Source organism: Pseudomonas granadensis (assembly GCF_900105485.1).
Taxonomy (GTDB): Bacteria; Pseudomonadota; Gammaproteobacteria; order Pseudomonadales; family Pseudomonadaceae; genus Aquipseudomonas; species Aquipseudomonas granadensis.
The window spans coordinates 1,121,191-1,142,046 of sequence record NZ_LT629778.1 but is presented as its reverse complement, the minus strand read 5'-3'; the positions used below and the strand labels follow the sequence as shown (position 1 = coordinate 1,142,046).

Below are 20,856 nucleotides of genomic sequence, written 5' to 3'. Positions count from 1 at the left end.
TGACTGACACACCGCTATCGCGAGCAGGCTCACTCCTACAATGATTTGTGGGAGGCCGACTACCCGCGTCTATCGAGGATGTTGACCACCAACCGATCCACCCAGCCCCACACCCGCTGCTTGACCCGCCGCCATAACGGCCGGCGCTGCCACTCCTCGAGGCTGACCAACTGACTCAGCCCGAAGTCCCTGACAAAACTCGCCTCCACTGCCGCCGTCAACGACGGATCCAGTGCTTCCAGGTTCGCTTCCAGATTGAAGCGCAGGTTCCAGTGATCGAAGTTGCACGAACCGATGCTCACCCATTCGTCCACCAGCACCATTTTCAGGTGCAGGAAGCACGGCTGGTATTCGAAGATCTGCACCCCGGCCTTGAGCAGTCGCGGATAGTAACGATGCCCGGCGTAACGCACTGACGGGTGATCGGTGCGCGGCCCGGTCAGCAGCAAACGCACGTCGACACCGCGCGCCGCGGCTTTGCGCAGCGAGCGGCGGATTTTCCACGTCGGCAGGAAATACGGCGTGGCCATCCAGATGCGTTTCTGCCCGCTGTTCAGCGCGCGAAACAGTGATTGCAGAATGTCGCGATGCTGCCGCGCATCGGCATAAGCCACGCGGCCCATGCCCTCGCCCTTGTCCGGCACACGCGGTAAACGCGGCAGACCGAAATGCGCCGCCGGACGCCAGGCGCGGCGGTAGCGGTTGGCGATCCATTGGCGGTCGAACAGCAATTGCCAGTCGATCACCAGCGGGCCGCTGATTTGCACCATCACTTCGTGCCACTCGCTGGTGTCCTCGCCCGGGGTCCAGAATTCATCAGTGACACCGGTGCCGCCGACCACCGCCAGACATTGATCAATCAGCAGCAGTTTGCGGTGATCACGATAGAAATTGCCGACCCAGCGCCGCCAGCTCAAGCGATTATAGAAACGCAGTTCCACCCCGGCAGCGGTCAGGCGCTGACGCAAGTGCAAGGTAAACGCGAGGCTGCCGTAATCATCGAACAGGCAGCGCACACGCACACCGCGCTCGGCCGCCGCCGCCAGCGCCTGGACGATGGTGTCGGCGCAGGCGCCGGCCTCGACCAGATACAGTTCCAGTTCGATCTGTTCTTTGGCGGCGGCGATGTGCTCGAGCATCCGCGGAAAGAATTGCGGGCCATCGATCAGCAGCTCGAAGCGGTTGCCGTTGCGCCAGGGAAACACTGCGCCGCGCATGTCAGCGCGCCGTGAAGATCAGCACCGCACCCACCGGTACCGACAGGCTGATGGCCGATAGATCGGCAAGCTTGCGCAGGCTTTCCAGCCCCGGCGCGAGGTCGAAATCCTCGGCGTTGATCACCAGCGGCTCGAGGGTCACCACCTGAAAGCGCCGATCATCCAGGCGCGTCGCCAGCAGTTCAGCGGGATATTCGTGTTGCTTGCCATGCAGATTGACGGTCAATGGCAGGCGCAATTCCAGCTGCGCGCCGGGGGCCAGATCGTTGATCGGGCGCAGGTCGATCTGCGTGGTGATCGTCGCTTCCGGGAACTGCTCGATCTGGAACAACTCCTTGCGCATCCGCTCATCGCGAAGCGGAATGCCGCTGTTGATCGACTCCAGCTCGACCTCGACTTCGGCACGCCCATTGGGATCGACCTTGCCGTGCAGCACCAGAAAGCGCTGCACTTCGGAGACACTGGCGTTTTTCGTGCTGACGAACGACAGCCGCGACGACTCGCCGTCCAGATACCAATTGGCTTGAGCCGGCAATGCGGCGGCGGCCAGCAGCAGGCAGGAAAGGGTTGTGTACAGGGAGCGGTTGAACATTGAGCACTCGTGGGGGCGATAAACCTGCACGAACCTTAACCGCCCGCCACGTTATTGCAAACTGAAGATCAGCATAGATTGATTGGCTAACGAAATCCTGTAGGAGTGAGCCTGCTCGCGATAGCGGAATATCAGGCGACATCTTTTAGAATGTCAGACCGCTATCGCGAGCAGGCTTACTCCTACAAAGGGATTGGGTGTAGTCACGGAATGAGGCGGCAACCGTGGCGTTCGTTCTGCCACTGCGCGCTATTGCTGCGGCCCATGCCGCTGACCGTGATGGTTTTGCTGGCGGGGTCATCGGTGAATTGGTTGGTGGGTAGCCACTGCTTTACATAGCCACGGCAATATTCTGCATCGTTGTTCATCACATACCGGCACGAGCAATATTCCTTGGCGGTGTAGGCGCTGATGATGTCCGGAAAGGCCCAAAGATTTTCACGCTCGTAAGCGATCCAGCCGAGCAGCAGGACCAGCAGCAACAGCAATAATCGCTTCATGGCTGCACCGCCTTGAGTACGCGCGCGAGCAATTCGTTGTGGCGATAACTGCCATCGCGATCATCGGCATAGCGCACAACCACCAGGTTATGGCCGGGAATCACGTACAGCGCCTGTCCCCAATGGCCGAGCGCGGCGAAGGTGTCGGGTGGCGCGGCGGGCCACGGCGATGACGCGCCGTCCACCGCGCGATTGAGCCACCAATGACCGCCGGGCACGGCTTCGTCCTGACCCGCCTTGTAGCTGGCGAAGGGTTCGCGGTTGAACGCGACCCAATCCTGGGGCAGCAATTGCCGATCCTGCCAGCGCCCGTCGCGCGCCATCAGCAGCCCGACCCGCGCCAGATCCCGCGCGGTGAGGTAGGCGTAAGACGAGGCGACGAACGTGCCGCTGGCATCGTTTTCCCAAACCGCGCGGCGAATCCCCAGCGGTTCGAACAATGCCGTCCACGGGTAATCGGCATAACGCTGCGGGCCGAGCATGCCTTTCAACGCAGCGGCGAGCAGGTTGCTGTCGCCGCTGGAATAACGAAACGCCCGACCCGGTTCAGCGTAGGTCGGATGATCAGCGGCGAACGCGGCCATGTCACGATGACCACGGGTGTAAAGCATCGCCACCACGGAGGATTTCAGCGGCGCGTATTCGTAGTCTTCCTGCCAGTCGATGCCCGAGGCCCAGTGCAGCAGGTCGGCGATTTTCATTTCCGGGTGGTTTGCCAATGGCGGGTAAAACTGCGCGGCCGGGTCTTCGAGCTTGAAGCGGCTCTCGCCATAGGCCACGCCGAGCACGGTGGCCATCAGGCTTTTGCTGATCGACCAGGTCAGGTGCGCGGTTTGCGCGGTGGTCGGACCGGCGTAGCGTTCGTAGATGATCTGGCCGTCGCGGATGATCAACAAGGCGTCGGTGCGGATGCCTTGGCGGGTGCTGTCGTCGCGGGGCGGGAAGGCGTAGGTTTCCAGCGCCTCGACGGCTGGGCCGGTGATTTTCGGGCCGGTCGGCCATTGCTCGCCGGGCCATTGTTCGGCGTGAGCGGTGAGGCTGATGAGCAGCAGGAACAGGGACAGACCTTTGAACATGGTCGAGGCTCTGGGAAATGAACCTGCTGAGACTAGTCGGGGTTTATGACAGGGCGGTGGCGTTTCGTGAATTGCTATCGCGAGCAGGCTCACTCCTACCGTTTGATCGCATTCCAATTGAAGAATCACGGTCCCCTGCAGGAGTGAGCCTGCTCGCGATGAGGCCCTTTAATTCGCCGCCAAAGCCTTGGCCAACCGCTTGCCCCTCGCCCCCGCCGCCAATTGCATCACGGCCTTGTCCCGCTGCCACATCTGCGCCCACGCCACCGGGCCTGCGGCCAACGCTTGATCCACCTCCCCCGACAGCGCCTCGAACTGCGCAAACAACCCACCCAGCAACACATGCCCGGCCGGATTATCCGGCGCTTGCCGGCTCGCTTCGGCACACCCGGCCAACAGCGCCAGCAAACGTAATTGCAGGGTCTGCGGCCAGTCACTGTCCTGGCCGACGCCGTAAAGCCACGCAGTCATCGCGCTCAGCACGTACATGTCTTCAAGGGTGCGAAAGGGTTTGACGTACGCATCCCAGCCATCGCCGGCGAGCAATTCGCACAGCGCGCCATCCAGACGCAGACGACCGTGGCTGATGTCCGGCATCAACGGCAGCGCCGGCAGTGTTTCCACGGTCACGCCGGGCTCACCGGGATAGACCACCGCCAATGTCAGTCGCGGTGTTTCGCCGTCTGATTCGCTGCGCGCGGCCACCAGCAGCCAGTCCGCCGCATCGCCGGCCGTGACGAAATCCTTGCGCCCGCTCAGGCGCAAGCTGTGCAGGCGCGTTTGCATATCCGCCGGGCGCAGGCTGCGCTGTTCGGTGGCGCACAACGCGCCGAGGCTCAATGGCGCGCTCGGCCAGAGCATGCGCAACGCCGCCTGATAGCCGACGAGAAAGGCCAGCCCCGGCGTGGCCATGCGCCGCCCGCCGGCGACTGCCAGTTCGAATGGCGAAACCGTGCCCAGCGTCTGCAACAGCGCCGCGAAACCCTCAGCGAGGTCGGCGCCGACGGGCAAGCGCTCACTACGTTGCAACAGATCTGACCAGGGCACGGGCGGCTCCTTCTGGGCTGTCATATAAGCATCACCGAACGTTCATGGCGATGACACCGGGGCTACATAGCCTGACTTTGCACAACACGGCTGCATAAAGAAAGTCGATCGGCTGCAACCCATGACGGGTTCAAGGCCCGTACGGAGATTCACATGACGCAAATCGCCCGCATCAGCGACACCGGCAATGAACGCCGCCTGCAAGCCGAACGCCTGATCGGCGCCGAAGCCTTGCAGCAAGCCCAGGCCCTGCGCTTCGCCGTTTTCAGCGGCGAGTTCAACGCCAAACTCAAAGGCGCGGACCTGGGTCTGGACATGGATGACTATGATGTTCACTGCAGCCACATCGGCGTGCGTGACCTGAACACCGGGCGCCTGGTGGCGACGACCCGTTTGCTCGATCACACCGCTGCCAGCAGCCTGGGCAAGTTTTACAGCGAAGAAGAATTCTGCCTGCATGGCCTTGCGCACCTGCAAGGCCCGATCCTGGAAATCGGCCGCACTTGCGTCGATCCGGCCTACCGCAACGGCGGGACCATCGCTGTGCTCTGGGGCGAACTGGCCGAAGTGCTGAATCAGGGCGGCTACAGCTACCTGATGGGTTGCGCGAGCATTCCGATGCAGGACGGCGGCATTCAGGCCCATGCGATCATGCAGCGCCTGCGCGAACGTTATCTGTGCACCGAACACCTGCGCGCCGAGCCGAAAAATCCGCTGCCGACGCTGGATATCCCTTCCAACGTGATCGCCGAAATGCCGCCGTTGCTCAAGGCCTACATGCGTCTGGGCGCGAAGATTTGCGGCGAGCCGTGCTGGGACGAAGATTTCCAGGTCGCCGACGTGTTCATCCTGCTCAAGCGCGACGAACTCTGCCCGCGCTACGCCAAACACTTCAAGGCGGCCGTGTGATGAGCCGGTTGCGGGTGTACGCGCGAATCGCGCGGGTGCTGCTGGTGGTCTCGCTGGGCCTGAGCATGGCCAGCGTGTTCGGGGTGTTCGAGCGCATTGGCCTGGCGCATTCGATGGAACGGCGCCAGCGCTGGTCGCGCTTTTTCATGGCGCGCCTGAGCAACGCCCTGCCCTTTCGCGTGAGCGTACATGGCGAGCTGCCGAAACAGCCGATGCTGTGGGTCAGCAATCATGTGTCCTGGACCGACATTCCGCTGCTGGGCATGCTCACGCCGCTGTCGTTCCTGTCCAAGGCCGAAGTGCGCACCTGGCCGGTAGCCGGCTGGCTCGCGGCCAAGGCCGGCAGCCTGTTCATCCGCCGCGGCTCGGGCGACAGCCAGTTGATCCGCAAGCAGATGACCCGCCATCTGCAAAGCGAACACGCCTTGCTGATGTTCCCCGAAGGCACCACCACCGACGGCCGCTCGCTGCGCACTTTTCATGGTCGCTTGTTGGCGGCGGCGATTGATTCACAAGTGATGCTGCAACCGGTGGCGATTCGTTATCTGCGCCATGGCGAAATCGATACCTTGGCGCCGTTCATTGGCGACGACGATTTGCTCTCGCACCTGATGCGCCTGTTCAGCAATGACTGCGGCGATGTCGAAGTGCATTTGCTCCAACCGATTGCCTGTGAAGGCCGCGAGCGCGCGGCACTGGCGTTCGAAGCGCAGCAGGCGGTGCAGAAGGCGTTGTTTGGCTCGATTCCTGAGACCCGACAATCCCCAATGCGCCCGGCAATCGCTGCCTGAACACAAATCCCCTGTAGGAGTGAGCCTGCTCGCGATAGCGGTCTGTCAGTTGATGCAATAGTGACTGACAGACCGCTATCGCGAGCAGGCTCACTCCTACATTAGATCTTCATGGGTTCGGAGTTTTGGGCAAAGTCTTGGAGTTGTGGGTAAAACAGACTGAAGTCTTCACTCAGCGGTTCATATAATCGCCGCAACTCCTGCATTGCCCCGGCCAACTCTTCGGGCCTGCTCAGCCGTCGCGAGATCCCACGCAACACCTGCTCCAGCACCTCAAACTCGCGATACGAGCCCAGCCAGTCATTGGCGACCATGTGCGGTGCAATCTTCGCCAGCCGTTCCGGCAATTGCCGTTCGCGAGACAGCACCTGATAGACGTCTGCGGTGAACTGCTCCAGCGGCCGGTCGGCATATAGCCCCCAGTCCCGCGCCAGGCAATGATCGAAAAACACATCAAGGACGATTCCGGCATAACGCCGGCGGGTTTCGGTGAAGCGGCCCAAGGCGATGTCCACCAGCGGATGGCGATCTGTGAATACGTCAATGCGGCGATGCAGTTGAATGGCTGCTTCGACCTCCGGCGCAAACTGCCCCTGCAACCGGCCTTTGACGAAATCGCCGTAGAGGCTGCCGAGTAACTGGCCGGGGCGCTGACCGCCCAGATGCAAATGTGCGAGATAGTTCATGCGCGCAGCTTAGCACTGCCCCAGGCGAGCCGGCAGCCCTATATCGTTATAACCCGATATAGCGATTCATGCGCTGATCAGAACCAATTCATATTGGTATATCGCGATCCAACGATTTAAAGTTCGCCACATCGCGATATATCGCCACTGCCAACACGAGCCCTGCCATGAACCTCGACCTCGACGAAATAATAAAAGCCCTGGCGCACCCAGTACGGCGAGACATCCTCAACTGGCTAAAAGACCCCAAGAACGAATTCCCCGAGCAGTTGCACAACCACGAGTACGGCATCTGCGCGGGGCAGATCGATCAGCGTTGCGGCCTGTCGCAGTCGACGGTCTCTGCGCATCTGGCGACGTTGCAACGCGCCGGTCTGATCAGCAGCCAGAAGGCCGGTCAATGGCACTTTTTCAAACGTAACGAGGACGTGATCCAGGCGTTCCTCAGCACCCTCAGTAAAGAGCTCTGACCCTTGACGTCAGTCAGCCGCAAGGAAACCCGCATGCCCCTTTCGCTCCTCATCCTCGCCTTGAGCGCCTTCGCCATCGGCACCACCGAGTTCGTCATCATGGGCCTGTTGCCCGATGTCGCAGCTGATCTCGGTGTGTCGATTCCCGGTGCTGGCTGGCTGGTGACCGGTTACGCCCTCGGTGTGGCCATCGGCGCACCCTTCATGGCGATGGCCACGGCGAAACTGCCACGCAAGGCGGCACTGGTCGCACTGATGGGCATCTTCATCGTCGGCAATCTGCTTTGCGCCATCGCCAGTGATTACAACGTGCTGATGTTCGCCCGCGTGATCACCGCGCTGTGCCACGGCGCGTTCTTCGGCATCGGCTCGGTGGTGGCGGCCAATCTGGTTGCGCCGAACAAACGCGCTTCTGCCGTAGCGCTGATGTTCACCGGCCTGACCCTGGCCAACGTGCTCGGCGTGCCGCTGGGTACCGCGCTGGGTCAGCAAGCGGGCTGGCGCTCGACCTTCTGGGCGGTGACGGTGATCGGCGTGATTGCACTGATCGGTCTGATCCGCTTCCTGCCGGCCAAGCGTGACGAAGAAAAACTCGACATGCGCGCCGAACTCGCGGCTCTCAAAGGCGCCGGTATCTGGCTGTCGCTGAGCATGACCGCGCTGTTCGCCGCCTCGGTCTTCACCCTGTTCACCTACGTGGCGCCGCTGCTCGGCGAAGTCACCGGCGTCTCGCCCCGTGGCGTGACCTGGACGCTGATGCTGATCGGCCTCGGTCTGACCGTCGGCAACATTATCGGCGGCAAACTGGCCGACAAAGGCATGGCCGCCACGCTGATCGGCGTGTTCATTGCCATGGCCGTGATCTCCACGGTGCTGAGCTGGACCAGCGTCGCGCTGATCCCGAGCGAAATCACCCTGTTTCTCTGGGCCACCGCGTGTTTCGCCGCGGTGCCTGCGCTGCAGGTCAACGTGGTGACCTTCGGCAAGGCGGCACCGAACCTGGTGTCGACCCTGAACATCGGCGCGTTCAACGTCGGCAACGCCCTCGGCGCCTGGGTCGGTGGCACGGTCATCGCCCACGGTTACGGCCTGACCAGCGTACCGCTGGCCGCCGCTGCACTGGCGGTGCTCGCCCTGCTGGTGACCCTGATCACTTTCCGCCAGAACGGCAACGCCGAGCTGGCCGCTGCATCCAACTGATCAACTTCCTTAATTAAGAGAGGCTTGTAGACATGGCGACTATTTTTGACCCGATCAAACTCGGCGACATCGAGCTGAGCAACCGCATCATCATGGCCCCGCTGACCCGCTGCCGCGCCGACGAAGGCCGCGTGCCGAATGCGCTGATGGCCGAGTACTACGTACAGCGCGCCTCGGCCGGCCTGATCCTCAGCGAAGCCACCTCGGTGACGCCGATGGGCGTCGGCTACCCGGATACCCCAGGCATCTGGTCCAACGACCAGGTACGTGGCTGGGCCAACGTGACCAAAGCCATTCACGGCGCCGGCGGCAAGATTTTCCTGCAACTGTGGCACGTCGGCCGTATCTCTCACCCTTCTTACCTCAACGGTGAAGCGCCGGTGGCGCCGAGCGCTATTCAACCAAAAGGCCACGTCAGCCTGGTGCGTCCACTGGCCGATTACCCGACGCCGCGTGCGCTGGAAACCGCCGAAATCGCCGACATCGTCGACGCCTACCGCACCGGTACCGAGAACGCCAAGGCCGCCGGCTTCGACGGCGTGGAAATCCACGGAGCCAACGGCTACCTGCTCGATCAGTTCCTGCAGAGCAGTACCAACCAGCGCACTGACCAATACGGTGGCTCGCTGGAGAACCGTGCACGTCTGCTGCTGGAAGTGACCGACGCCGCGATCGAAGTCTGGGGCGCCGGCCGTGTCGGTGTGCACCTGGCACCGCGCGCTGACTCCCATGACATGGGCGACGACAACCTCGCAGAAACCTTCACCTACGTGGCGCGGGAGCTGGGCAAGCGTGGCATCGCGTTCATCTGCTCGCGTGAAAAAGAAGGCGCCGACAGCCTTGGCCCTCAACTGAAAGAAGCGTTTGGCGGCCCGTACATCGCCAACGAGAAGTTCACCAAGGACAGCGCCAACGAGTGGCTGGCGGCTGGCAAGGCGGATGCGGTGGCGTTCGGCGTGCCGTTCATTGCCAACCCGGACCTGCCGGCGCGTTTGAAGGCTGATGCGCCGTTGAATGAGCCGCATCCTGAAACCTTCTATGGCAAGGGGCCGGTGGGTTATATCGATTACCCGACGCTGTAAGCGGTCGTATAGAAATGAAGAAGCCCCTGACTTGTGAGAGTTGGGGGCTTTTTTGTGTTCGGCTGGAGAGTGATTGCGCAGCTGAGTGCGTAGCCCCTCATCGGAACGCCGCCCGCCCAGCCCTCTCCCGAGGGAGAGGGAGCCGATCAGCGTGTACCCTTAATCCTGAGTTCGGCTGGATATTTCAGGTCGGCGTAGATTGAGTCAACAACGCGGTCAGTTCCCTCTCCCGAGGGAGAGGGAGCCGATCAGCGTGTATCCTTAATCCTGAGTTCGGCTCGATATTTCAGGTCGGCGTAGATTGAGTCAACAACGCGGTCAGTTCCCTCTCCCTCCGGGAGAGGGCTAGGGTGAGGGCAAACGGGCAACCAAATTTTACAAGAGCGACACAATTTCCCTACAAAATGCGCAGCTTGCTACGTATAAACTCCCCCGCTGCCAACCTGTATAAAGGCCGGCCAATTGACATAAGCTGGGTCAATTACGCATTTTGTTTCATTTGCGCAGGCTGGGGCTCAGGCGCAGCATGTCCAGCCCGGTGTCGACCCAACGCTCGGCCTCGGCGTGCAGTTCGAAGCTGTCCGGTGCGAGCAGCCAGCCATACAGCAAGCCGTCGATATAGGCGTGAATGCTGACAGCCGCACGGGCGGTGTCGAGATCTTCCGGCAACTGGCCGCGATTCACCGCATTACGCAGGGTCAGGCCGATGCGCACGTTGCATTCGAGACTGGCCGTCCGGCGCTGCTGGCGCAGATCGCACATTTCATCGGTGAATTCGCACTTATGAAACAGAACTTCGTTGATGCGCCGGGTTTTCGGGTCCAGCGCAACTTGATGAAACAAATGAATCAGCAACTGCCGCATGCAGCCCAGTGGGTCCGGTTCGTCCTCGCTTTCGCTGGCCTTGGCCAGTTCTTCCAGCGGCTCGTGCAGGCTGTCGAGCATCGCCTGGACCAGATCGGCCTTGTTGCTGAAATGCCAGTAGATGGCACCGCGCGTCACGCCGGCCAGGGTCGCGATGTCCGCGAGGGTCGTGCGGGCAACCCCCCTTTCATAGAAGGCTTTCTCGGCCGCTTCCAGAATCTGGCTGCGGGTTTCCTGAGCTTCTTCTTTGGTACGACGGACCATGGCAGTAAAACCTCAAACAGGATGTTTCAGGGATGGCTGAATATCCGCTGAATAAAGAGGGGGCGATCTCTCGTGAATCGTCTCCCCGGCCTACAATTTCGAACCTTGCGACGACTTTTGTAACAGGGTGGGTACACGCCGAAGGTATTTACAAACAACCATGAACGTAAGTATATTCCTTAGCAAGCTACTTATCCACCCGGTACGCATTTTTTACCCTTTCACATTTCTTGTGCGCTTTGTGCGCGCCTGACCCGAGGATCTTCATGCAATTCAAGCCAGCTGTTACCGCTCTGGTCACTGCCGTCGCCCTGGCATCGCTGCTCAGCGGATGTAAAAAGGAAGAAGCGGCTCCGGCCGCTCCGCCCCCTCAGGTCGGCGTCGTCACCCTGCAACCCCAAGCCTTTACCCTGACTTCCGAACTGCCGGGCCGCACCAGCGCGTTCCGCATCGCCGAAGTGCGTCCACAGGTCAACGGCATCATTCTCAAGCGCCTGTTCAAGGAAGGTGCCGACGTCAAAGCCGGCCAGCAGCTGTACCAGATCGATCCGTCGGTCTATGAAGCGACCCTGAAAAGCGCCGAAGCCAACCTGCGTTCGACCAAGTCGATCTCCGACCGCTACAAGCAACTGGTCGATGAACAGGCGGTCAGCCGTCAGGAATACGACACCGCTGTGGCCAACCGCATGGAATCGGAAGCGTCGTTGCAGACTGCGCAGATCAATGTGCGTTACACCAAGGTCTACGCGCCGATCTCCGGCCGTATCGGTCGTTCCGCAGTCACCGAAGGTGCGCTGGTCAGCAATGGCCAGGCCGATGCGATGGCAACGATCCAGCAACTGGACCCGATCTACGTCGACGTGACCCAGTCGTCGGTCGAACTGCTGCAACTGCGCCGCGAGCTGGAAAGCGGTCGCCTGCAGAAGTCCGGCGACAACGCCGCTGCTGTGAAGCTGACCCTCGAGGACGGCACCCAGTACAAGCTGGACGGCAAGCTGGAGTTCTCCGAAGTGACGGTCGACCCGACCACCGGCTCGGTGACCCTGCGCGCCGTGTTCCCGAACCCGGATCACACCCTGTTGCCGGGCATGTTCGTACGCGCCCAGTTGCAGGCCGGTGTCAACGCCGCGGCCATTCTGGCACCGCAGCAAGGCGTGACCCGCGACCTCAAAGGCACGCCAACCGCACTGGTCGTCGGCCCGGACAACAAGGTCGAACTGCGTCAGCTCAAGGCCAGCCGCACCGTCGGCAGCCAGTGGCTGATCGAAGACGGCCTGAAGGCTGGCGATCGTCTGATCACCGAGGGTCTGCAGTACGTTAAACCAGGTGTGGAGGTCAAACCGACCGAAGCGACCAACGTCGGCACCAAGAACCCGGCCCCCGCACAGGCAGCTGACAAAGCCGCCGGCGGCAAAGGGGAGTAATCCATGTCAAAATTCTTTATCGACCGTCCGATTTTCGCCTGGGTAATTGCCTTGGTGATCATGCTGGTCGGGGCACTTTCGATCCTGAAATTGCCGATCAACCAATACCCAAGCATTGCGCCACCGGCCATTGCGATCTCCGTGACCTACCCGGGCGCTTCGGCGCAAACCGTGCAGGACACCGTGGTCCAGGTGATCGAGCAACAGCTCAACGGTATCGACAACCTGCGTTATGTGTCCTCGGAAAGTAACTCCGACGGCAGCATGACCATCACCGCGACCTTCGAGCAAGGCACCAACTCCGATACCGCGCAGGTTCAGGTCCAGAACAAGCTGAACCTGGCCACCCCGCTGTTGCCGCAGGAAGTGCAGCAACAAGGTATCCGCGTGACCAAGGCAGTGAAAAACTTCCTGCTGGTGATCGGTGTGGTCTCGCGTGACGGCAGCATGACCAAGGACGACTTGTCCAACTACATCGTGTCGAACATGCAGGACCCGATCTCGCGGACCGCCGGTGTCGGTGACTTCCAGGTCTTCGGTGCCCAGTACGCGATGCGCATCTGGCTCGACCCGGCCAAGTTGAACAAGTACAACCTGACCCCGGCCGACGTCAGCACGGCGATTTCGGCGCAGAACGTTCAGGTCTCCTCCGGTCAGCTCGGCGGTCTGCCGGCGCTGCCAGGCCAGCAGCTCAACGCAACGATCATCGGCAAGACCCGTCTGCAGACTGCCGAGCAGTTCAAGGCGATTCTGCTGAAGGTCAACCAGGACGGCTCGCAAGTACGCGTCGGCGATGTTGCCGATGTCGGTCTGGGCGGTGAGAACTCGACCATTTCCGCACAGTTCAACGGCAAACCGTCTTCCGGTCTGGCGGTAAAACTGGCCAACGGCGCCAACGCCCTGGATACCGCCAAGGCGTTGCGCAAGACGATTGACGAGCTCAAGCCGTTCTTCCCGCAGGGCATGGAAGTGGTGTTCCCGTACGACACCACGCCAGTGGTGACCGAGTCGATCAAGGGTGTGGTTGAAACCCTGGTCGAAGCGATCGTGCTGGTGTTCCTGGTGATGTTCCTGTTCCTGCAGAACTTCCGCGCCACCGTCATCACCACGATGACCGTGCCGGTGGTATTGCTGGGTACGTTCGGCATCCTCGCGGCGTTCGGTTTCAGCATCAACACCCTGACCATGTTCGGTATGGTGCTGGCCATCGGTTTGCTGGTGGACGATGCCATCGTCGTGGTGGAAAACGTCGAGCGGGTGATGAGCGAAGAAGGCTTGTCACCGAAGGAAGCGACCAAGAAATCCATGGGCCAGATTCAGGGCGCCCTGGTCGGTATCGCCCTGGTACTGTCGGCGGTACTGCTGCCGATGGCGTTCTTCAGCGGCTCTACCGGTGTGATCTACAAGCAATTCTCGATCACCATCGTTTCGGCCATGGCCCTGTCGGTGCTGGTGGCGTTGATCTTCACCCCGGCGCTGTGCGCGACCATGCTCAAGGCGATTCCGAAAGGTGAGCACGGCACGCCGAAGAAAGGCTTCTTCGGCTGGTTCAACCGCACGTTCGACAGCGGTGTGAGAAGCTACGAGCGCGGCGTTGGCAACATGCTGCAGCGCAAAATCCCGTATCTGTTGGCTTACCTGCTGATCGTCGTCGGCATGATCTGGCTGTTCACCCGCATTCCGACCGCGTTCCTGCCGGAAGAAGATCAGGGCGTACTGTTCGCCCAAGTGCAGACTCCGGCCGGTTCCAGTGCCGAGCGTACTCAAGTCGTGATCGACGAAATGCGTACCTACCTGCTGGAGAAAGAATCCGGTGCGGTGTCCTCGGTGTTCACCGTCAACGGCTTCAACTTTGCCGGTCGCGGTCAGAGCTCGGGTCTGGCGTTCATCATGCTCAAGCCGTGGGAAGAGCGTGACGCTGACAACAGTGTGTTCGCCCTCGCCCAGCGTGCGCAGCAACACTTCTTCAGCTTCCGCGACGCGATGGTGTTTGCCTTTGCCCCGCCAGCGGTACTGGAATTGGGTAACGCCACCGGTTTCGACGTGTTCCTGCAGGACCGCGCCGGTATTGGTCACGAAAAACTGATGGAAGCGCGCAACCAGTTCCTCGGTATGGCCGCGCAGAGCAAAGTGCTTTACCAGGTGCGTCCGAACGGCTTGAACGACGAGCCGCAATACCACCTGGAAATCGATGATCAGAAAGCCAGTGCGCTGGGCGTGTCGATTGCCGACATCAACAGCACCCTGTCGATCTCCTTCGGTAGTAGCTACGTCAACGACTTCATCGACCGTGGTCGGGTGAAGAAGGTGTACGTGCAAGGTCAGGCTGGTGCGCGCATGAGCCCTGAAGACCTGAACAAGTGGTACGTGCGCAACAGCGCCGGGACCATGGTGCCGTTCTCCGCATTCGCCAAGGGCGAGTGGATTTACGGTTCGCCGAAACTGGCGCGTTACAACGGTGTGGAAGCGATGGAGATCCTCGGTTCTCCAGCGCCGGGTTACTCCACCGGTGAAGCGATGGCCGAAGTCGAAGCGATCGCCAAGAAGCTGCCGACCGGTGTCGGTATCTCCTGGACCGGTCTGTCCTACGAGGAACGTCTGTCGGGTTCGCAAGCGCCGGCGCTGTACGCCCTGTCGCTGCTGATGGTGTTCCTGTGTCTGGCGGCGTTGTACGAGAGCTGGTCGATTCCGATCGCCGTTATGCTCGTGGTACCGCTGGGGATCATCGGTGCGCTGCTGGCCACCAGCCTGCGCGGTCTGTCCAACGACGTGTACTTCCAGGTAGGCCTGTTGACGACAATCGGTCTGGCGGCTAAAAACGCCATTCTGATCGTCGAGTTCGCCAAGGAACTGCATGAGCAAGGGCGCAGCCTGCGTGACGCGGCGATCGAAGCCTGCCGCATGCGTCTGCGACCGATCATCATGACGTCGCTGGCTTTCGTCCTCGGTGTTGTACCGTTGGCGATCTCTACGGGCGCAGGCTCGGGCAGTCAGCATGCGATCGGTACGGGCGTGATTGGCGGTATGCTCACGGCCACGATCCTGGCGATCTTCTGGGTCCCACTGTTCTTCGTTACGGTTTCGTCCATGGGCCAGCGCAAAAACGCTGACGCGGATGAAACGTCTGAAACTCCTAAAGAGGCTGGCCAATGAGCAAGTCGCTACTCTCCATCGCAGTCGCCGCCTTCGTGCTGAGCGGTTGCTCGCTGATACCTGACTATCAGCAGCCTGAGGCTCCGGTCGCAGGCCAGTACCCGCAGGGGCCGGCGTATTCGCCGGCCCAGGCACCGGCGCAGACCGCTGCCGAGCAGGGCTGGAAGCAGTTTTTCCATGACCCGGCGCTGCAACAGCTGATCCAGGTAGCTCTGGAAAACAACCGCGACCTGCGTGTCGCGGCACTGAACATCGACGCGTACGCGGCTCAATACCGCATCCAGCGCGCCGATCTTTTCCCGGCGGTGTCGGCCAATGGTGCCGGCAGTCGCCAGCGTCTGCCGGCCCGTGCCTCGCAGATCGGTGAAGCCGGTATCACCAGTTCGTACTCGGCCACGGTCGGCATCAGCGCCTACGAACTCGACCTGTTCGGTCGGGTGCGCAGCCTGAGCGAGCAAGCGCTGCAACAATACTTCGCCACCGAAGAAGCACGGCGCAGCACGCAGATCAGTCTGGTCGCCAACGTCGCCAATGCCTACCTGACCTGGCAAGCGGACAAGGAACTGCTCAAGCTGACCCAGGACACCCTCGGTGCCTTCGAAGAAAGCTACAAGCTGACCAGCCGCAGCAACGAGGTCGGTGTGGCCTCGGCGCTGGATCTGGCGCAGTCACGCACTTCCGTGGAAAACGCCCGGGCACAACTGGCGCGTTATACCCGCCAGGTTGCGCAGGATGAAAACAGCCTGACCCTGCTGCTTGGCACCGGTATTCCGGCCAATCTGCAGACGGCCAAGCCGCTGTCCGATGACCTGCTCAGCGATGTGCCGGCCGGTCTGCCTTCGGACCTGCTGCAGCGGCGTCCGGACATTCTTCAGGCCGAATACAACCTGAAGGCCGCCAACGCCAACATCGGCGCGGCGCGTGCAGCGTTCTTCCCGAGCATCAGCCTGACCGCCAACGCAGGCAGCCTGAGCCCGGACCTGTCCGGCCTGTTCAAGGGCGGTTCGGGAACGTGGCTGTTCCAGCCGCAGATCAACCTGCCGATCTTCAACGCCGGCAGCCTGCGCGCCAGCCTCGACTACGCCAGGATCCAGAAGGACATTGGCGTGGCGAACTACGAGAAGTCCATTCAGACGGCCTTCCAGGAAGTCGCCGACGGCCTCGCCGCCCGCCAGACCTACACCGAGCAACTGCAAGCGCAGCGTGACTTCGTGCAGGCCAACCAGGATTACTACCGCCTGGCCGAGCGTCGCTACCGCATCGGCGTCGACAGCAACCTGACCTTCCTCGACGCCCAGCGTCAGTTGTTCAGCGCGCAACAGGCGCTGATCACCGACCGACTCGCGCAGCTGACCAGTGCGGTCAACCTGTACAAGGCCTTGGGCGGCGGCTGGAATGCGCAGACCGCGCAGAACGAACCGCTGAAAGAAGAAGCACCGAAGATGAAGCTGTTCTGATCATCATCCGGTAAATACAAGGAGCCCACCGGTTGGTGGGCTTTTTGTTGCCTGCAGAAAAGTTGATGTTGTCTGGGCTGACGTTATCGCGAGCAGGCTCACTCCTACATTTGAAATGCGTTCCCCCTGTAGGAGTGAGCCTGCTCGCGATGAGGCCCTGATATACGCTACAAATTCTGGCTCAATCTTGCGTTCGATAATCGCCCAAAACCCGCTTTAACCAATTGAATCCAGCCCCGCGCCCCCCGCACCATTCACTCAACAAAACCAATAACATCAGGTCCGACACCATGCTCCCGCCCCCTGCCCCGCCCGGCTGATCAATCCGTTTCATCCTCCAATGTGTTTCCCGTCTGCGCCCTGAAAAACCGGCGCCAGCGCCCTCGTTCGCCCCAAAAAAACAAGAGAGACCCATGCCCATGAAAGCTTCCTCTGCGCCCTGCGCACTTCCTGGTCTGATCGCTTTGGCCCTGGCCGGCGCGGCCCTGCCCGCCGCAGCCGAAGAAGCCGGTTTCGTCGAAGGCGCCAAGGTCAACCTGAACCTGCGCAATTTCTACATCAACCGCAACTTCACCAACCCGACCAAGGCCCAGGGCAAGGCTGAAGAGTGGACGCAAAGTTTCATCCTCGACGCCAAATCCGGTTTCACCCAAGGCACCGTCGGCTTCGGCATGGACGTGCTGGGTCTGTACTCGGTCAAGCTTGATGGCGGTAAAGGCACGGGCGGCACGCAACTGTTGCCGCTGGATCGCGACGGTCGCCCGGCCGATAACTTCGGCCGCACCAACGTGGCGTTCAAAGCGAAGTTTTCCCAGACTGAAGCGAAGGTCGGCGAGTGGATGCCGGTGCTGCCGATCCTGCGTTCGGACGACGGCCGTTCGCTGCCACAGACCTTTCGCGGCGGTCAGATAACCTCAAAGGAAATCGACGGCCTGACTCTGTATGGCGGCCAGTTCCGCGCCAACAGCCCGCGTGATGACAGCAGCATGAGCGACCTGTCGATGACCGGCAAAGCCGCGTTCACTTCCGACCGATTCAACTTCCAGGGCGGCGAATACCTGTTCAACGACAAGCGGACGCAGATCGGTTTATGGAACGCCCAGCTCAAGGACATCTACAGCCAGCAGTACCTCAATGTGCTGCACAGCCAGCCGCTCGGCGACTGGACCCTGGGCGCCAATCTCGGCTTCTTTTATGGCAAGGAGGACGGCAGCGCCCGCGCTGGTGATCTGGATAACAAGACCTGGTACGCAATGTTCTCGGCCAAATTCGGCGGCAGCACCTTCTACGTCGGCCTGCAGAAACTCACCGGCGACAGCGCTTGGATGCGCGTCAACGGCACCAGCGGCGGCACCCTGGCCAACGACAGCTACAACGCCAGTTACGACAATGCCCAGGAACGCTCCTGGCAGTTGCGTCACGACTACAACTTCGCCGCTGCCGGCATCCCCGGCCTGACCCTGATGAACCGCTACATCAGCGGTGACAACGTGCACACCGGCACCATCACCGACGGCAAGGAATGGGGCCGCGAATCGGAACTGGGCTACACCGTGCAGAGCGGCACGCTCAAGGATTTGAACGTCAGATGGCGCAACTCGACCATGCGCCGGGATTTCAGCAACAACGAGTTCGACGAGAACCGCTTGATCGTCAGCTACCCGATCAGCCTGCTGTAAACACGATCCAATTGTAGGAGTGAGCCTGCTCGCGATGGCGTCAGTTCAGTTGAATCATTGTTGACTGACACACCGCTTCGCGAGCAGGCTCGCTCCCATAGGGGTATTGCGTTTTGCCCATACCCTGCGGCCAACATTCAACCCTGTGGGAGCCAGCCTGCTGGCGATGGCGTCAGGTCAGTCGACCCAGCTTTGACTGACACACCGCTTCGCGAGCAGGCTCACTCCTACAAGGGTTTGGTGTTGTACCCATAGCCTGCGGCGAACATTCAACCCTGTGGGATCCAGCCTGCTCGCGATGGCGTCAGGTCAGTCGAATTTCATGTGACTGATGCACCGCTATCGCTGGCAAGCCAGCTCCCACATGGGTTTGGTGCTGTACCCATATGCTGCGGCCAACATTCAACCCTGTGGGAGCCAGCCTGCTGGCGATGGCGTCAGGTCAGTCGAATCAGCTTTGACTGACACACCGCTTCGCGAGCAGGCTCGCTCCCATAGGGGTATTGCGTTTTGCCCATACCCTGCGGCCAACATTCAACCCTGTGGGAGCCAGCCTGCTGGCGATGGCGGCAGGTCAGTCGACCCAGCTTTGACTGACACACCGCTTCGCGAGCAGGCTCACTCCTACAAGGGTTTGGCGTTGTACCCATAGCCTGCGGCCAACATTCAACCCTGTGGGAGCCAGCCTGCTGGCGATGGCGTCAGGTCAGTCGAATCAGCTTTGACTGACACACCGCTTCGCGAGCAGGCTCACTCCTGCAAGGGTTTGGCGTTGTACCCATAGCCTGCGGCCAACATTCAACCCTGTGGGAGCCAGCCTGCTGGCGATGGCGTCAGGCCGGTCGAATCAGCTTTGACTGACACACCGCTTCGCGAGCAGGCTCACTCCTGCAAGGGTTTGGCGTTGTACCCATAGCCTGCGGCCAACATTCAACCCTGTGGGAGTGAGCCTGCTCGCGATGGCGGCAGGTCAGTCGACCCAGCTTTGACTGACACACCGCTTCGCGAGCAGGCTCGCTCCTGCAAGGGTTTCGTGTTGTACCCATACCCTGCGGCCAACATTTAACCCTGTGGGAGCCAGCCTGCTGGCGATGGCGTCAGGTCAGTCGAATTTAATGTGACTGATGCACCGCTATCGCTGGCAAGCCAGCTCCCACAGGGATGGTCATTGAACACAAAATCTTGCGCACAACATAAAACCTGTGGGAGCCAGCTTGCCAGCGATGGCGGCAGCTCAGGCGTCATTTCTCCCGGGATTCAACCCCGAGTTCATCCCACACCGATTCGGCCAGATGAAACGTCGCGTTCGCCGCCGGGATCCCGCAGTAGATCGCGCTCTGCATGATCACTTCCTTGATCTCGCCGCGGCTCACGCCGTTGTTGGCGGCGGCGCGCAGGTGCAGTTTCAGTTCGCCTTCGCGGTTCATACCGATCAGCATGGCGATGGTGATCAGGCTGCGGGTGTGGCGCGGCAAGCCTGGGCGTGTCCAGATATCGCCCCAGGCGTGGCGGGTGATCATCTCCTGGAATTCGCAGTTGAACTCGGTCAGCGTGGTCAGGCTGCGGTCGACATGGGCATCGCCCAACACCGCGCGGCGGACCTGCATGCCTTCGTCGTAACGTTGTTTCTCGTCCACGAAAAATCCCCTTATCGAGCGTTCAGAAACGCCAGAACTCGATCACTGAAATCAGCGCCAGCCTGTACGTTGGACAGGTGCGCCGCGTAGAACTCGGCGTACTGCGCACCGCGTACGTTGTCGCGAATGAAATGCCCACCGGACGGCGGCGTCACCGCATCTTCGCTGCCGGCGATTACCAGCAACGGCACGTTGATCGAAGCCAGTTGTTCACGGAAATCGGCATCGCGCACCGCTGCGCAGTTGGCCGCATAACCTTGTGGATTTGTCGCGGCGAGCATGTCGGTAATGTTCTTCGCCGCCTCGGGATGCGCTGCTGAAAAGTCAGGCGTGAACCAGCGCGCAATCGACGCATCACGCAGCGCGACCATCGCTGCCGCACCGTCACGCAGTACGGTTTCGATACGTGGATTCCATACCGACGGGTCGCCGATTTTTGCTGCGGTGTTGCAGACGATCAGCTTGTGCAAACGATGCCCGGCATTGATCCCCAGCCACTGACCGATCAGCCCGCCCATCGACAAGCCGCAGAAGTGCGCGCGCTCGATGTGCAGCGCATCCAGCAACCCGAGCACGTCGTGGCCGAGCTGCTCGATGCTGTACGGCCCTTCGGTCACCAGCGATTGACCGTGGCCGCGGGTGTCGAAACGCAGCACGCGAAAATGCTCGGTGAACGCCGGCATCTGCGCGTCCCACATATGCAGGTCGGTGCCCAGCGAGTTCGACAGCACCAGCACCGGCGCCTGCGCCGGCCCTTGAATCTGGTAATGCAGTTCGCCATCGGCGAGTTGAACGAAAGCCACAGCCC

Annotated in this window: 18 protein-coding genes; 9 read left to right on the top strand and 9 right to left on the bottom strand. The window is 61.2% G+C overall.

Going from position 1 to position 20,856, the window contains the following annotated elements; genetic code table 11:
• Positions 1 to 59: 59 nt before the first annotated feature.
• The 5 genes from BLU52_RS04980 to BLU52_RS04960 form a co-directional block, all read right to left on the bottom strand.
• Positions 60 to 1,217 carry a phospholipase D-like domain-containing protein gene (locus tag BLU52_RS04980; protein ID WP_090282166.1) on the bottom strand — a complete coding sequence of 386 codons (1,158 nt, stop codon included), beginning with the start codon at positions 1,215 to 1,217 and terminating at the stop codon, positions 60 to 62.
• Between the two features lies 1 nt (position 1,218).
• On the bottom strand, positions 1,219 to 1,809 hold the full coding sequence (locus BLU52_RS04975) for a YceI family protein (protein ID WP_090282165.1): 591 nt from the start codon (positions 1,807 to 1,809) through the stop codon (positions 1,219 to 1,221).
• A 203-nt stretch (positions 1,810 to 2,012) separates the two neighbouring features.
• Positions 2,013 to 2,309, bottom strand: coding sequence for an amidase (locus tag BLU52_RS04970; RefSeq protein WP_090282164.1), 297 nt, complete (start codon positions 2,307 to 2,309; stop codon positions 2,013 to 2,015).
• Positions 2,306 to 3,385 carry a serine hydrolase domain-containing protein gene (locus BLU52_RS04965; protein ID WP_090282163.1) on the bottom strand — a complete coding sequence of 360 codons (1,080 nt, stop codon included), beginning with the start codon at positions 3,383 to 3,385 and terminating at the stop codon, positions 2,306 to 2,308. The genes BLU52_RS04970 and BLU52_RS04965 overlap by 4 nt, the downstream gene beginning before the upstream one ends.
• A gap of 168 nt (positions 3,386 to 3,553) precedes the next feature.
• On the bottom strand, positions 3,554 to 4,432 hold the full coding sequence (locus BLU52_RS04960; protein ID WP_090282162.1) for an acyl-CoA dehydrogenase middle domain-containing protein: 879 nt from the start codon (positions 4,430 to 4,432) through the stop codon (positions 3,554 to 3,556).
• A gap of 153 nt (positions 4,433 to 4,585) precedes the next feature.
• Here BLU52_RS04960 and olsB point away from each other — a divergent pair, with 153 nt between their 5' ends.
• Positions 4,586 to 5,341, top strand: a complete 756-nt coding sequence (gene olsB / locus BLU52_RS04955) for an L-ornithine N(alpha)-acyltransferase (RefSeq protein WP_090282161.1) — start codon at positions 4,586 to 4,588, stop codon at positions 5,339 to 5,341.
• Positions 5,341 to 6,132, top strand: coding sequence for a lysophospholipid acyltransferase family protein (locus tag BLU52_RS04950; RefSeq protein WP_090282160.1), 792 nt, complete (start codon positions 5,341 to 5,343; stop codon positions 6,130 to 6,132). The genes olsB and BLU52_RS04950 overlap by 1 nt, the downstream gene beginning before the upstream one ends.
• A 101-nt stretch (positions 6,133 to 6,233) precedes the next feature.
• On the opposite strand, the gene BLU52_RS04945 is transcribed toward BLU52_RS04950, so the two are convergent.
• Complete coding sequence (locus tag BLU52_RS04945; protein WP_090282159.1) at positions 6,234 to 6,818, bottom strand: acyl carrier protein phosphodiesterase; 585 nt, start codon at positions 6,816 to 6,818, stop codon at positions 6,234 to 6,236.
• Between the two features lie 167 nt (positions 6,819 to 6,985).
• On the opposite strand from BLU52_RS04945, the gene BLU52_RS04940 reads away from it, so the two are divergent.
• From BLU52_RS04940 to BLU52_RS04930, 3 genes are read left to right on the top strand one after another with little or no spacing between them, the layout of a single operon-like run.
• The gene (locus BLU52_RS04940) at positions 6,986 to 7,288 is read left to right on the top strand and encodes an ArsR/SmtB family transcription factor (RefSeq protein WP_007917068.1); all 303 of its coding nucleotides are present in this window, start codon (positions 6,986 to 6,988) and stop codon (positions 7,286 to 7,288) included.
• A 33-nt stretch (positions 7,289 to 7,321) separates the two neighbouring features.
• Positions 7,322 to 8,488: an MFS transporter gene (locus BLU52_RS04935; RefSeq protein ID WP_090282158.1), complete on the top strand. Its 1,167-nt coding sequence runs from the start codon at positions 7,322 to 7,324 to the stop codon at positions 8,486 to 8,488.
• Positions 8,489 to 8,520: 32 nt separating this feature from the next.
• Entirely contained in the window at positions 8,521 to 9,570 is a 1,050-nt protein-coding gene (locus tag BLU52_RS04930; protein ID WP_090282157.1) for an alkene reductase, read from the top strand.
• 495 nt (positions 9,571 to 10,065) lie between these two features.
• Here the strand turns inward: BLU52_RS04930 and emhR are convergent, their stop codons facing one another.
• Positions 10,066 to 10,698 carry an efflux system transcriptional repressor EmhR gene (gene emhR / locus BLU52_RS04925; RefSeq protein ID WP_090282156.1) on the bottom strand — a complete coding sequence of 211 codons (633 nt, stop codon included), beginning with the start codon at positions 10,696 to 10,698 and terminating at the stop codon, positions 10,066 to 10,068.
• 266 nt (positions 10,699 to 10,964) lie between these two features.
• On the opposite strand from emhR, the gene emhA reads away from it, so the two are divergent.
• The 4 genes from emhA to BLU52_RS04900 all read left to right on the top strand — a co-directional run bounded on the left by emhA (position 10,965) and on the right by BLU52_RS04900 (position 18,411).
• Positions 10,965 to 12,122 (top strand): efflux RND transporter periplasmic adaptor subunit EmhA, encoded by a 1,158-nt coding sequence (emhA, locus tag BLU52_RS04920; protein ID WP_090282155.1) that lies wholly within the window; start codon positions 10,965 to 10,967, stop codon positions 12,120 to 12,122.
• A gap of 3 nt (positions 12,123 to 12,125) precedes the next feature.
• A complete protein-coding gene (gene emhB / locus BLU52_RS04915) occupies positions 12,126 to 15,275 on the top strand; it encodes an efflux RND transporter permease subunit EmhB (protein ID WP_090282154.1) in 3,150 nt (1,049 codons plus the stop codon).
• Positions 15,272 to 16,732: an efflux RND transporter outer membrane subunit EmhC gene (emhC, locus tag BLU52_RS04910; RefSeq protein WP_090282153.1), complete on the top strand. Its 1,461-nt coding sequence runs from the start codon at positions 15,272 to 15,274 to the stop codon at positions 16,730 to 16,732. The genes emhB and emhC overlap by 4 nt, the downstream gene beginning before the upstream one ends.
• 419 nt (positions 16,733 to 17,151) lie before the next feature.
• On the top strand, positions 17,152 to 18,411 hold the full coding sequence (locus BLU52_RS04900; protein ID WP_090282151.1) for an OprD family porin: 1,260 nt from the start codon (positions 17,152 to 17,154) through the stop codon (positions 18,409 to 18,411).
• A gap of 1,241 nt (positions 18,412 to 19,652) precedes the next feature.
• Here the strand turns inward: BLU52_RS04900 and pcaC are convergent.
• A complete protein-coding gene (gene pcaC / locus BLU52_RS04895; RefSeq protein WP_090282150.1) occupies positions 19,653 to 20,048 on the bottom strand; it encodes a 4-carboxymuconolactone decarboxylase in 396 nt (131 codons plus the stop codon).
• 11 nt (positions 20,049 to 20,059) lie between these two features.
• Positions 20,060 to 20,851 carry a 3-oxoadipate enol-lactonase gene (gene pcaD / locus BLU52_RS04890; protein ID WP_090282149.1) on the bottom strand — a complete coding sequence of 264 codons (792 nt, stop codon included), beginning with the start codon at positions 20,849 to 20,851 and terminating at the stop codon, positions 20,060 to 20,062.
• Positions 20,852 to 20,856: the final 5 nt, after the last annotated feature.